We start from the raw sequence: 12,858 nt of genomic DNA, 5'->3' as shown, positions 1-12,858 counted from the left end.
GGGCTGGCAAGCCGGCAGCGCCGCCGCCCTGACGTGATATCACCTTCCCGACTGTTCAACTCACCAGGTACCTGTTCAACGCCTCCCCCAGGGCTTCGAACGTCCTGGCGATGCGCCCGACCTTGCGCAGGTCGTTGTGCATGGCGATCCACACGTCGACCTCGAAGCCGAAGTGTTCCGGCAGGACCTGGATCAGGCCATGGGTCGCCGCCACCGTGGCCGGGCACAAGCCGAAACCCAGGCCGGCCTTGAGCGCAGCGAGTTGGGCAAGGTGGTTGTCGGTGGCAATGGTGAATGACTGGTCTGCTGTACACAGCCCCACGTCGACCAGCCGGCGCAGGTCGGCAGAACGTCGGTCGGGCCCGATCAACGGGGCACGTCGTAGCGCTTCGATACTCGCGGGTTCGCCGTAGCGGTCAAGGCACTCGGCACTGGCGTATATGCCGATACGCAAGGCCCCGGTGCGTCGCGCGACGATCCCTGCTTCGCTTGGGCGCAACAGGCGCACGGCAATGTCCGACGCCTGGCGGGAGATGTCCTCCAGCGAGTCGCCGATACTCATCTCAAGCTTCAGACCAGGGTGTTGGTAGTGAAATTCGCGGATCAATCCGGGCAGCACCTCAACGCCCAGAAAGTCGCTGCTGGCCAGCCTGACGGTGCCGCGGGACACCTCCGTTTCGCCGCTCGCCATGCGATTGAACGCCTCGGCCGCGATCGCCATGGACTCGACATGATGGATCAGCCCCTTCGCTGACGCAGTGGGCGTAAGACCCGTGGGAGTGCGGGTGAACAGAGTAACGCCCAGTCCTGATTCGAGACTCTCCAGCCGTCGACGCGCAGTCGCCTGGGCAATGCCCAGCATCCGTGCCGCGCCGGACAGGCTGCCACTGCGTAACACGGCCAGAAACACCCGCTGGCTTTCCCATTCAAGGCCGCTCATACATTCCTTACCAACGGTTGCTCCATTTGTTGTCTTCTGCCGCGCGCGAGGAACAGCGATCATGTGCCTCTCATTTGTCACGCAGCAGTATAAGGAGCAGCACCATGGGTTTCACCGGTCAATGTCGATGCGGGCGCGTCCATCTTCAATTGCGCACCGAAACGCTTGCGCCGCTGTACGCCTGCCACTGCCTGGACTGCCAACGCTGGAGCGGCAGCGCGTTCGCTTTGCACATGCTGTGCAGCGCGCAGGCGGTGGACGTGTCCGGCGACACGCTCACCTACAGCCATGCCCATGACGGACAGATCTCCACCCAGTATGCCTGCGGTACCTGCTTCACCCGGCTGTTCAATGAAACGACGGCCGCCCCCGGCATGCGTGTGGTGCGTGCGGGGGTGCTCGATGGCGCCGAGCGGTTGACGCCCATGGCGCATATCTGGGTCGAGCGCAAACAACCCTGGGTCTCGCTGCCGGTGGGCGTCGCGCAATGGCCACAAAGCCCGACGCCTGAAGCGTTCGCAAGCGCCCTGAACGAACAGGCGTTGACTTCGACTCCGCCGTTACCGGCTTTGGATTAAACCGGGCGATCAAGCGCACAGATGGCATAATCGCAGCCTGTTTATAACAGGGGTGTATCAATGACCGTCGAAAGCTACGACCAACTCGCGATCTTCGCGGCCGTGGCCCAGGAGCGCAGTTTCACCCGCGCCGCCGCGCGGCTAGGCATGTCGCAACCGGCGTTGAGCCGGGCCATGCGTCAGTTGGAAGAGCGTCTGGGGGTCCGGTTGCTTGCCCGTACCACGCGCAGCGTCTCCCCCACCGAAGCCGGTGAGCATTTGCTGCGGGTGATCGCTCCGCGGTTCGAAGAAATCGACAGTGAGCTGGCGTTGCTCAGCGAGTTCCGCGACAAGCCGGCCGGCAAATTGCGCATCACCGCAGGTGAGCACTCGGCGATCACGCTGCTGCATCCGGTACTGGCGAAACTGCTGCCCGACAATCCCGACCTGAACATCGAAATCATCGTCGACTATGGCCTGACCGACATCGTCGCGGAGGGCTTCGACGCTGGCGTCCGGCTGGGCCAGCAAGTGGCCAAGGACATGATCGCGATGCGCATCGGCCCTGACATGCGCATGGCGGTGGTGGGCTCCCCGGCGTATTTCAGCCGATACCCCAGGCCGCTCATCCCGAGTGACCTCACGGTGCACAACTGCATCACCCTGCGCATGCCGACTTACGGCGGACTGTTCCTCTGGGAGTTCGAGAAAGACGGGCAGGAACTGAAGGTACGGGTCGAAGGCCAGCTGGTTTTCAACAATATCGCCATGCGCCTGGAGGCGGCCCTCCAGGGGTTGGGGCTGGCCTATATGCCGGAGGACCTGGTGCTGGAGCATGTCGCGCAGGGTCGGCTGATTCATGTACTCCAGGACTGGTGCGAACCCTTCTCTGGCTACCACCTCTATTATCCGAGCCGGCGCCAGAGTTCACCGGCCTTTACCTTGCTGCGCGAAGCCCTGCGTTATGAGGGCTGATTGGCCAGGACAGTATCGAGCGCTTCACCGGCGCGTGTGGCGGCGGCCGCATCGCCCTGGTCAGCCAGCAGCCGGATCAGCTGACGCAACTGCGCCGCCGTCAGGCCGACCCTGAGGCTGGCCGCCATGTGCGAACGCAGTTGCGGCTCGACCCCGGGCGTGACGGCTAACGCAGCGACGGTGGCCAGTTCTCGACTTTGCCAGTCCAGGTTGTCGCGCTCGAAGATGTCGCCGAACAGATGCGCCTGCAGGTATTGATTGATCACAGGGACAAAGTCGAACAACGGACCCTGCACCGGCGCACCGGCGATGCGCGTCTGGTTGGCTTTGCCCGCCGCCAGCAGTTCATCGCCGACGGGAATGAGCCGACCGGGCTCGCGCCCCGGGTCGTCCTGCACGCCGCGTTGCTTGCGCGCCTCCACCACTTTCATCAGCTCGCCGAGTGCATTGAGACTGCGCGGGAAGCCACTGTAGGCATAGAGTTGCACCAGGACTTCCTTCGCCTCGCTGACCGTCAGTCCCGCATCCAGCCCCTGGTTCAACGCGCGATTGAGCCCGGGCATGTTACTCGTGGCCATGGCGGCGGCGATCAACGGGATGGCCTGTTGCCTGGCGGACAGCGTCTCGGAAACGGCTTGGGTTGCCGGCTCGGTTTTCGATGCCTGCGAACCTTGGGCGTGGTATTGCTCGTCGCTGACCTTCTCCAGCCATTGCACACTCTTGCCATCCACCGAGCCCGTCACGGCCAGGTGGGTCATGGCGCTCGTCGCCGCAGCGCCATGCCAGTGCTTGACACCTGGAGGGCAGATAATCACATCGCCGGGACGAATTTCCTGCACTGGCTTGCCCCACTCCTGGACCCGCCCCACGCCGGAAGTCACCACCAATCGCTGTCCCGCAGGGTGGGTATGCCAGGCCGAGCGTGCGCCCGCCTCGAAGCTGACATAAGCGCCAGACGCATTGATCTCGTCCGTGGCGGGAAACAGGGGATCGACACGTACCCGACCGGTGAAATTTTCCGCAGCGCCCGTTACCGCAGCCTGAGTGCCCGCCCGGCTGATCTGCTGCTCGGGCCGGCGGGACTCGCTGATTTTGTCTGCAGCGGCGTCGGCAAAGGGGGCTGCCGCGCACACCGCAATGCCTATCAAGGTGTTTTTCATGAGCACGTATCCCTTCAAGTCAGAGCGTTCTTTGGTAAAACGCGGTCAGCTGGTCCATCGCAATGTCCACATACGCAGGCACCCAGTAGGTGTCGATATGGGTCGCGCCCTCGATGGTGAACAGTTTTTTGTCCTGGGTACCGGTGGCCTTGGCCAAGGCTTGTTGCGACATGTACAGGCTGTCGGCCTTGCTGCCGGCGATCATCAGCAACGGCTTGTCGATCAGCTCGATCTGGTCCGTGGCATCGAAGCTCATCAGGTCCATCAAACTGCTCTGGGTGTAACGGAACGTCGAGTTGGGGTGGGCGTGGGTCTTGCCGTAATACTCGAAGCCCTGTCGATACAGATCGAACGGCAACTTGGCGATCTGTTCATCGGTCAGCTTGGCATCACCGACGTAAAGCACTTCCCCACCCGCTGCTTCCTGGGCACGGGCCGCCGACGACTGCTGCAGGCGTTGCTGAATCGTCGACAGCTGCGAGTCCTGGTAGCCATTACGGCGGACCAGCCCCGAGTTGAACATGCTCAAGGTCGCAATCGACTGGAAGCGCTTGTCGGTTTGCGCCGCCGCCAATGAATAACCGCCACCGCCGCAGATACCCAGCAAGCCCAGGCGCTTGCTGTCGACGCCGGGATAGCGGGCAATGAAGTCCGCCATGCCATGAATGTCTTCGATGCGATGGGCCGGTTTGTCCACATTGCGTGGCTCGCCACCACTGGCGCCTTGATACGCCGCATCCGCCGTGATGGTGATGTAGCCCTGGTCCGCCAGGCGCTGGGCATACAGGCCCGCGACCTGCTCCTTCACCCCGCCATTGGGGTGCGCCACGACGATGACCGGGTATTTTTTCGCCGTATCATAGTTCGCCGGGGTGTAGACATTGGCGGCAATGTCCAGGCCATCGAGCTTGTAGCTGACCGGATGGATATTGACCTTGCCCGGTTCGTTCCTGGTCAGGGCGCCACCGTAGGTCAAGGTGAATGGATTCTGCTTGTAGTCCGCAGCTTCGGCTTCGACGCCCGACATCCCGATCATGGCCGCCATCAACGAGGCCTTCAACGTGGTTCGCAGCATGGGAGTACTCCTGACATTTCAAGTGAGTGAGAGAGATGGCCGACAGCGCCGCGCGCTGGTTCAGTCCAGATTTTTTTCAGCGAGAAACTGCGAAACCAGGTCAGCGATCTCGAGGTTGTTCATGTCCGAAAAAGGAAAGTGGCTATTGCCCTTGATACCGATCTGCGGCAAGTGGACGAGCCTGACGTCGCCGCCATGGCGATTCACCGCATCGCGCCACAGGCGCGCCATCTCGAGCCGCGCGCGCCAACTGTCCTGGGCCGGCAACCGGACCGGTTGCTCGGGGATGTTGTCGCCGTAGAAAATAACGATGGGAATGCGGGTCAGCGCCTTGAACTGCTGTACCGATACGGCCTGCCCCGCGAGTGTGTCGAACGCGCTGGCAATCGGTGCGGGCACCTCGCCCTCGGGAAACACGAAGCTGCTGCCCGGCTCGAACGCCACGATGGCTCGCACATTCGGGCTTTTGATCGCCGCCAGCCAACCGGGGCCGCCGCCCTGGGGGTGAACAGGATGGCCGGCCCGGTTTTTTCCAGCAGCGCGCTAACGCCATTGGATACGACGTCTATATCGTAAGGCCCGGTATTGGGTGTCATCGACCGAAAGAACTGCTCCAGTGCCGCCTGCCCACTGGGAAACTGACTGCCCGTGAAACTCTCGGGCCACAGGCCGATGCGGAACTGGTTGAACCACAACTGCTCGTCCGGCAGCGGCTTGATCGTCATTTCAACCAGGCTTCGCCCCGCATCGCCGCGCCGCGGCTGGTCGATCAGGTAGGTGGAGAATCCTCGCCGCAGGAAAATGTTCTGGAACCCTTCACGGCCGTCGGCCGTTGTCTCCCAGGACTTCGCGGACTGCCCCGCGCCATGCAGCATGAGAATCGGCAACGGACGCGCGTCGACGGGTACCTGATAGAACGCGTACACATGGTCGCCGTGATAGGTCTGGCCATCGGGCATCAAGGGTTTATAGGGGTCGAAGGTTCCCGGCTGGGTCATCGATCCGCCCCCGGCTACGAGGCTGCCCTGCTCCTTGATGACCAGTGGCCCCTGCCCCTCAGCGCTGACGAAGGCACCGGCGCCGAGGGCAAAACACAGACTGCCGGCCTTTGCCGCGGCGGGCACGCATTGACGGATGAAACGCTGGATCATGGCTTGCTCTCGGTTTGATATCGCCGAGAGCAAATTACCTTTCAGCGATTAATCGATAAACCGCCTTAATCACATAGCACTGATACCAGATTCACATAAGTTCGATCAGTCAAACGACAATCAAATCCCTCTTGGCAAAAGAGCTGATTATTTTCTGGGGAGCGATGCGATCATTTGATCAAAGGCCGTGACCAAATATCTTCCCTCAAGCTTTTCCACGGTGGGCATTTTTGAAGGAAACCCGAATCGCACTCTACCGGGAAGCACTTCATCCATAGTGCAATACCAGCTCAGTAGCGCCTGTTGAAGGCGCACATGCAGCTCGAATTTACTCCGTCGCCGGGTGGTGTCTGCTTTGGCTCGTTCGCGCGCGAGCTGAGGATCTATCCGGCCCGCCAGCGCTGCCCGGCGATTAAGGCGACTCCTGGTTATTAGCACATTATTTTGCATCATGCGCCTGCGTTCACCCTGTCGCCCTCCTCGCCAGGCAACCCTGTTACCGCGCGGTATTCGGCGCGGGCTCATCGCTGACTCGCAGCAGCCCCCAGATGCCGCCCAGATTGCCGAAGGCCGCATAGTCCCGATACAGGTAGTCGCCAGGTACCGCGTTGGCGCCGCCGGCGCTGGGGAACATGAAGCTGAAATGCGCGGCCGGCAGTACGCTTTCCTGGGCGCCGATGTACATGGCCATGGGGTTGTAGCCAAAGCGTACCGAACCAATACCCGCGTCTTTCATTGGGTAGCCCCAGAGGTCCACCCTTTCAGCCTGGAACGGGTTAAACGCCCAGACATGCCCGTCGAGCTGGAAGGTCGCGCCCCGGCTACCGCCCGAAGGCATCAGCACATGGGTGCGGAACGGCTGCCCGGGCTTGACCCGCAGTATCGGCGTTACCGGATCGCCGCCGACCAGGGCATTGCTGTAGGCCATGTGAGCGTTGGGCACAGCGCCCAGGCCATTGCCACCCGCCTGGCCGAATGGTGCGTTCGGTGCACGGGCGAAGCGGTACCACAGGGGCTCGCTCTTGTAGTTGATGGCCATGTCCGAGTTGTCTTTCGGGTCGTTGGGAATGCCCGGTCCTTCAGACGACATGTTCTCCACTGGCAAGCCGTTGGCCCAGCGCATGTTCAGGGACTTCTGCCAGACCATGACGAAGTCGCGATAACTGCTGACGCCCGGCGGCTGCACCGTGGCCGACGCTCTGGAAGCAGCATCCTCCTGCCAGGTGGCCCCAGCCGGCGCCACCGACATGGCCGCCACCAGGCCTTTTTGCGGTTGCTTGATCGGGTCGGCCGACATCAGGTTCAGGCCACCAAACTCGATGGGGGTCGCCTCGATCGTGTCGACGTTGCGCCCCAACTGTGACGCGACCGGCTGACCGGCGCGCTCCAGGTGCCCGGCGTAGTACTGATAGGTCCGGCTTGGCCACGCACCGGTGTTGCTTGCCCGTGGCGCCACCGTCTGCACCGGATTGCTGCCGACGTTGAAGCCGTCCGACTTGCTGACGTCGTAGGTCAGCAACTGGGCGTGCAGGCCAATATGGCTGGAGGGCCGCATCAGGTTGTTGTTGAAGGTGGTTGAGCCTTGCGCACCGGAACGGTCTCGCTTGACCGTGCCTTGCATCACCGCGTAGTTCGGCAGGTCCGGCATCATCAGAGGCAGGCGGTTCTCCAGGGTAATGTTGATGCAATCGCCGGCGGCGGCGCGCAGTACCAACGGCTCGACCGGCACCCCGGGCTTTAGCTTGCCACTGACCGGGTCCAGGTCGGCCTTGCGCACATACAGGATGGCGGTCGGATCGTGCAACGGGCCGGACTGCCCGCCAATGGTGAAGGTCTCGCCATCTTCAGGATCGAAGATCGTCACCAGCGGCACAGTAACCGGCCTTGGGTTGTAGACCAGGGTGCCACCGAGCGGATTGAGCGGGCCGCCAACATGCTGGCCGGTACCTGCCGGGTCGCCAATGGTCAGGCCCAACGGGTTGGCGAGGATATCGTTGGCCAGGGCCGCGACCACCTCGTAGTTACGCTGTACCGTCGGCCGGGTACCGATGCCATTGGGATTGGGGCTGATGCGCGGGCACACGCCATTGAAATTGACCGTGTTGCGCGCGGCCACCGGCCTGGGGTTGTTCGGAAGCGGGAACAGGTCACTGCGGCTCTGCGAATAGTTGCGCATGATGCCCCACAGGCCACTCCAGTAGCCCTCCAGGGAAGCATCCATGGAATACAGGTAATCGCCGGTATCGCTGGCCGCACTGGACATCATCGCCACAGGTGCCATGAAGCCGAACTGCTCGGAAATCGCCACCATTTGCGATGCCTTCCAGCCGGTGTTGGAGCTATTGCCGAAGCCGCTGCCCGAATGCAGCCATTTCACGCCGTGCACCGTGACGTTGTGCTCCTCTTCGTGGCCGCCGGCATTGACCCGCAGGCGCACGTTGTCGCCGGTGTAGGTTCGCAACGTCGGCGTGAACGGATCGCCCGGCAAGTCCCCCCGGTTGATATGTTTGGGCAATAGCGTGACCCCGCCGGTGGGGCCGGTCGCCGCGGTGATCGCACTGGGGGCCAGGTTGAGTGCAGGGATTGCCCGATCGGTACGGTTTTGCAGGGCATGGGCCAAGTCACCGGCCAGGCCATCGGCTTGCATGCCGCGCTTGCCGTCTGGCGCCATTTTGTTCGGGTCGTAGATGCGCAGTCCCAGGGGCTCGTGGCGGTAGTTGACGACGAAGATGCCAGGATCCGAAGCCGAGATCGCTTGCGGGCACGGCCGCGACGGGCACGTCAGCAGTTGGCCACTTGCAACTTCCACGACAGACTCCAGCAGGTTGGCGGCCGTCTTGCGCGCAGGCGGGTTGATGGCGTAGCGGAAGCTGTCCGCCGTGGCCGGGAAGGCGTCCGCATCGGGAATACCATCGGGGCCCGCGCCGACGTAGACACCGGCCTCATAGGCATGCTGGAAGTCGCTGAACTCGAGGAAGAACTCGCGAAAGCTATCGTTCTTGTTGTCGCCGTTGAGATCACCGGTCTCGATCACGGCTTGCCACGACGTCGGGCCGCCGTCCTGGCGGCCTCCACCGTTGTACAGGGTCTCGCCGGTTTCGGCGTGGTACCACCTGGAACCGGCAGGCTCGGCAAGCACGGTGGCATACATGCCAACTTGCTGGTGGGTCGAAGGGCCAAGGTGGTCATGGGTAAAGATATTGCCCAGGCCGCGATCGATGTTGTGCACGTTCAGCACAGGGTCGGCGAACCAGCGTTGCAGCGTGGTGCGCGCACCCAGCCAGTCAGCGCGGTTGAACCGTCCGAAATATGGGTGCTGTTTGGCCACGGGACAGTTCCCGGTGCCTTCACGTGGGTCGCCGTCCCGACAATTGTTGAACCGGCGAATGGCGTGGATACGCTCGACCACGGTGGACGGTGAGAGCACACCATCCTCGTAGTTCCATCCATTGGCCGAGCCGTCGGCGGCAGTCAGGTCCCACTTGGGCAAGTGAATGTGCTGGCCGATGACGTCGGTTGGCGTACGCACCTGGTAATCGTCGAGCTCGTAGACTGACGGCACCAGATTAGTGTGCTGGTACATGGTGCAGTCGAAGGTGTTCATGCGCATCACCAACGGTTCCGGTGGACGCTGCTTGTTGATCACCGGCCACGCATCCTCCCACAGGGTGAGGATGCGGGTTTGCGGGAAGTGATAGCCGATCTTGTTGAACACGGCGTCGAACTGGATATTGGCGCCTTTGTAGACGCGCGGGTGATCGGCACTGAACATCGAGGCGCCGCTGAACGTCTGGGCGTCGAGACGCTCACCACTGTTGAAATAGCCTGCTCCGGCGCTGCGGGTCAGGCGTTTTTGCCGGTCGTCCATACAGGGTTCGAAAAAAGGCGCACCCGCCACCGGAGGGGCCCCGTTGGTCAGGAAGTCGCGCGGCAGCAGTTGGCCATTGGGCAGCACGGCGAAGCTGGCATGTGATGGCTTGGCATGGAAGGCCATGGCCGACTGTTCGACCTCGGTACCCTCCTCCGGGAAATACACCGGTTTGGCGCGCTCCAGGGCCTTGCTCATGTCCAGCAAAGTGGTGGTCACCTGCGCATCGCCGCCAGCCGCCCAGCCATCCAGGCCATGACGAGGCAGGCCGCCATCCCAACCACCGGCCTGAGCCGGATCCAGCGCCGCCCACAATGCCTTGCCGCTGTCCTTCAAGGCCGTGGCGGTTTGCGCATCGAGCATGTCCAGAGGTGGCGTCGGCGGCCGTTGACCGACGGTGCTTTCGACGCCGCCGATCCAGAATGGGTAGCCTGGATTTTTCAGGCTGCCATCGGCGTTGCGGTTGGCTTCACTGCGATCGACCAGGGCCACCGAGCCGACGACTCTCGGTGCAGCCGGCGTTTCGCTGTCATCACCCGGCTCCTGGTCTGAGGTCAGCGTTTCACTACTCAGTTTCGGGATCACTGCCACCTTACCCGGCATCGGCGGCAAAGCCTTGCCCGGCAAGGGCACAATCGCCGGAATGGGTGTGCCGGCGACGATCTCGCCATCGGGCAAGGCCCGGGCACCCGAAGCAGGCAAGCCACTGCGCAGGGCAAACGGCTGCGCATGAAAGTCGTTGTTGCCTTCTTGGGTCACCGCCAGGCGCGTACCTTCCTCGAACACATCATGGATGCGCCACATGGCCCACATGCCTTGGGCGAAATGCGGGTAGAAATGGCAATGATAGATCGCATCGCCGACCACCCGATTGCGGTTGCCGGAGCCTCCATTGGCGATTTCGTAGGTGTAACCCGAGCCCGGGCCGACGCCTTGGGCATCCATGTAGTCGGAGTTGTCATCGTTGGGGTTGAACAACCACTGGTGGCCGTGCAAATGGAAAACGTGTTGCTCGTAACCCACGCTGATATTGCGAAACTTCACCGCATCGCCCAGGTAGCTATGGGCGACGTTGGAAGGCTCGGCCGGATACAGCGCCATGCTTGCCTTGATACCGACACTGTCGGCCGGCGCTACCTGGCCGGGCGCCAGCTGCTCGAGGCCGGCGTTGGCCGGCACGTCCACCTGCATCGCGATATCGCCGGTGGTGTGCGCGCTGAGGAAGAATTCTTCATAGGCGCAGGACAAGCAATCATGCATGGGGCCGACACCCACACGGTTGGCGATGACCTCGGCGCCCATGCCTCCGGAACCGTAGTTGACCATGAAGGCGTCGCGCGTCGGATCGAGCATCTGACCGAACGCCAGATCACCCCAGAACCCTGGAAACGCCTGGATGACAGCGGATTGGTCGTGGAACACCGCAGCGAAATCGCGGAACGGCTCCAGGCGATTGGGCAGGCTGGGGTTGCGCTTGCCTTGGCTTTCAAGTGGATAGGTGGTGGGTGGAAAACTGCCATCGGCATTCGGCCCCATGACCACTGCGTCTGCATTGCTGGCAATGATCTCGCTGCCGTCGACCATGCTCAGGATCGGCTTGCCTGCCTTGCCTTCCGCGATCCAGGGCTCAAGCATCGGGTAGCGAGCCTGGTAGTCGATGATCGGCTGGCCGGCCGGTGTCCGCCCGCGCGTCGCCAGGCGCATGTCTTCTTCGGTGACCGTGTTGTGATAGGCCTGCCCACCTTTGGGCAGCACCACAACCTGGGCGAACAGGCCGTTGCCGACGTTGCCGGAAGAACCCTCGCTGCCGAAGGTGGCGCCGTAGCTGGTCGCCGCGAAAGTGCCTTCGCGTTCTGCGTAGAGGGTGTAGCTACGACTTTGCCCGGGTGCCAGCAAGGTGTTGTCGTTACGCCCGCTGTTGGCGGAAATATCGTTGATCGAGCCAAATGCCTGTAGACCGTTGACCTGGAAACCCACATGGCGGTCGGCGACTTGAGCGTCGACGTGCAACTCGCCGTTGGCGGCGTTCTCGTGGTCGATGCCCTCGCCATTGGGGTTGGCCTGGAAAGCCAACAGGTTTTGCAGGTTGACCGTCAGACAATCTCCGGCAGCAACCCGCAGTACCAATGGCCGCGGCCGCTTGTCCGGGCGCAAGGTGACTTGACCTGGCATGGCGCTACCGCCCTGGGTGATCAATACCCCCTTGGTGTCAACCACATCCGTACGCAGGGCGAACATCATGCCGTTGGGGTTATGCGCACCGAGCCGGTTGAACATCAACGGCTGGTCCATGGCCACGACATTGGCCACCAAGGTGCGCTGGCACTGCACCGCTGCCTCGGCCAGCTCGCCACCGGCGAGCCATACGCCAGCGAGCAAGGCCAAGCCTTGCGGCTTCCTCAACCAGCGCCGGATGCCATCAAGGTCGATTTGAGAGTGCAGTTGCGAACAGATCATTTGGATAGTCCTCCAAGTCAGCACACACTTAGACGAACTTCGGCCTCGCAAATATCGCGCCAAAAACAAATCAAGTTTTAATTCAATTAGTTGGAAATTTACAACCCACAACCGGGGAAATATTTTTCCCCACTTAGTTCCACCACCCACCCCTAACTTATTTCAAATTATGTATGAAAAAACCACATATCTCGCGCGCGCGAATAACTGTCACGGATACTTCCCCAACAACAAAAACTCGGGATTTTATTGCCTGCAGCAAGTAGCAGTATCAATTATGAAACAGCGCACAAGCTGTAACGGCAGAACTTCCACCTCGAACAAAGTTCCCCACCAGTGGGTGCATTTCCCCACCAGCCTACGTTTCGACGAGGGTTAACTTCCCTTGAAACTGAACCCAGCTGAATCCACGAGCACCTGACATACTTTGACACACTTTCACCACAGCAACTACCGAGCCCGCTTTTTCGCTCAGTAAAATCGGAGAATCCAGGTACAAAGTTGCAGCATGAAATGCTATCGATCCTCAATATTTACTGAGTAACGCGCACCGATTTAATACGGCAGCACTCACTACCAAAGCGGACGCCAAACCCACCAACTTCGACTTGAGTATTTCGCTGAAGACATTGCTCATGCGCGTTTTTGATAATTAAACAGGCACGATCATTGCTG

The 12,858-nt window shown here is 61.7% G+C and carries 6 protein-coding genes and 2 pseudogenes; 2 read left to right on the top strand and 6 right to left on the bottom strand.

Annotated elements, in window-relative coordinates:
- Positions 1–55 precede the first annotated feature (55 nt).
- Positions 56–940 carry a LysR family transcriptional regulator gene (locus OH720_RS10100; RefSeq protein WP_272605477.1) on the bottom strand — a complete coding sequence of 295 codons (885 nt, stop codon included), beginning with the start codon at positions 938–940 and terminating at the stop codon, positions 56–58.
- Positions 941–1,044: 104 nt separating this feature from the next.
- Between OH720_RS10100 and OH720_RS10095 the strand changes: the two genes are divergently transcribed.
- Both OH720_RS10095 and OH720_RS10090 read left to right on the top strand, forming a co-directional pair.
- Positions 1,045–1,518: a GFA family protein gene (locus tag OH720_RS10095; protein ID WP_272605476.1), complete on the top strand. Its 474-nt coding sequence runs from the start codon at positions 1,045–1,047 to the stop codon at positions 1,516–1,518.
- Between the two features lie 60 nt (positions 1,519–1,578).
- Positions 1,579–2,472: a LysR family transcriptional regulator gene (locus OH720_RS10090; RefSeq protein ID WP_272605475.1), complete on the top strand. Its 894-nt coding sequence runs from the start codon at positions 1,579–1,581 to the stop codon at positions 2,470–2,472.
- Here the strand turns inward: OH720_RS10090 and OH720_RS10085 are convergent.
- From OH720_RS10085 to mnxG, 5 genes and pseudogenes are all read right to left on the bottom strand, one after another.
- A complete protein-coding gene (locus tag OH720_RS10085; protein WP_272605474.1) occupies positions 2,460–3,632 on the bottom strand; it encodes a (R)-mandelonitrile lyase in 1,173 nt (390 codons plus the stop codon). The two genes, OH720_RS10090 and OH720_RS10085, sit on opposite strands and share 13 nt — an antisense overlap.
- Positions 3,633–3,651: 19 nt before the next feature.
- Positions 3,652–4,707 carry an alpha/beta hydrolase gene (locus OH720_RS10080; RefSeq protein ID WP_272605473.1) on the bottom strand — a complete coding sequence of 352 codons (1,056 nt, stop codon included), beginning with the start codon at positions 4,705–4,707 and terminating at the stop codon, positions 3,652–3,654.
- A gap of 60 nt (positions 4,708–4,767) precedes the next feature.
- Positions 4,768–5,858 (bottom strand): annotated as a pseudogene (locus OH720_RS10075) (alpha/beta hydrolase).
- Positions 5,859–6,005: 147 nt separating this feature from the next.
- A pseudogene (locus OH720_RS10070) lies at positions 6,006–6,257 on the bottom strand (hypothetical protein); the annotation flags it as partial.
- Positions 6,258–6,354: 97 nt separating this feature from the next.
- Positions 6,355–12,183 carry a manganese-oxidizing multicopper oxidase MnxG gene (mnxG, locus tag OH720_RS10065; RefSeq protein WP_272605472.1) on the bottom strand — a complete coding sequence of 1,943 codons (5,829 nt, stop codon included), beginning with the start codon at positions 12,181–12,183 and terminating at the stop codon, positions 6,355–6,357.
- Between the last annotated feature and the right edge of the window lie 675 nt (positions 12,184–12,858).

The organism is Pseudomonas sp. WJP1 (assembly GCF_028471945.1).
GTDB lineage: Bacteria > Pseudomonadota > Gammaproteobacteria > Pseudomonadales > Pseudomonadaceae > Aquipseudomonas.
The sequence above is the reverse complement of the archived record's forward strand: the minus strand, read 5'-3'. Positions and strand labels throughout refer to the sequence as shown.

Bases quoted from the DNA above. Each gene is read 5' to 3' on its own strand.
- OH720_RS10100 (WP_272605477.1), bottom strand. From the start codon at position 940: ATGAGCGGCCTTGAATGGGAAAGCCAGCGGGTGTTTCTGGCCGTGTTA.
- OH720_RS10090 (WP_272605475.1), top strand. From the start codon at position 1,579: ATGACCGTCGAAAGCTACGACCAACTCGCGATCTTCGCGGCCGTGGCC.
- OH720_RS10095 (WP_272605476.1), top strand. From the start codon at position 1,045: ATGGGTTTCACCGGTCAATGTCGATGCGGGCGCGTCCATCTTCAATTG.
- mnxG (WP_272605472.1), bottom strand. From the start codon at position 12,183: ATGATCTGTTCGCAACTGCACTCTCAAATCGACCTTGATGGCATCCGG.
- OH720_RS10080 (WP_272605473.1), bottom strand. From the start codon at position 4,707: ATGCTGCGAACCACGTTGAAGGCCTCGTTGATGGCGGCCATGATCGGG.
- OH720_RS10085 (WP_272605474.1), bottom strand. From the start codon at position 3,632: ATGAAAAACACCTTGATAGGCATTGCGGTGTGCGCGGCAGCCCCCTTT.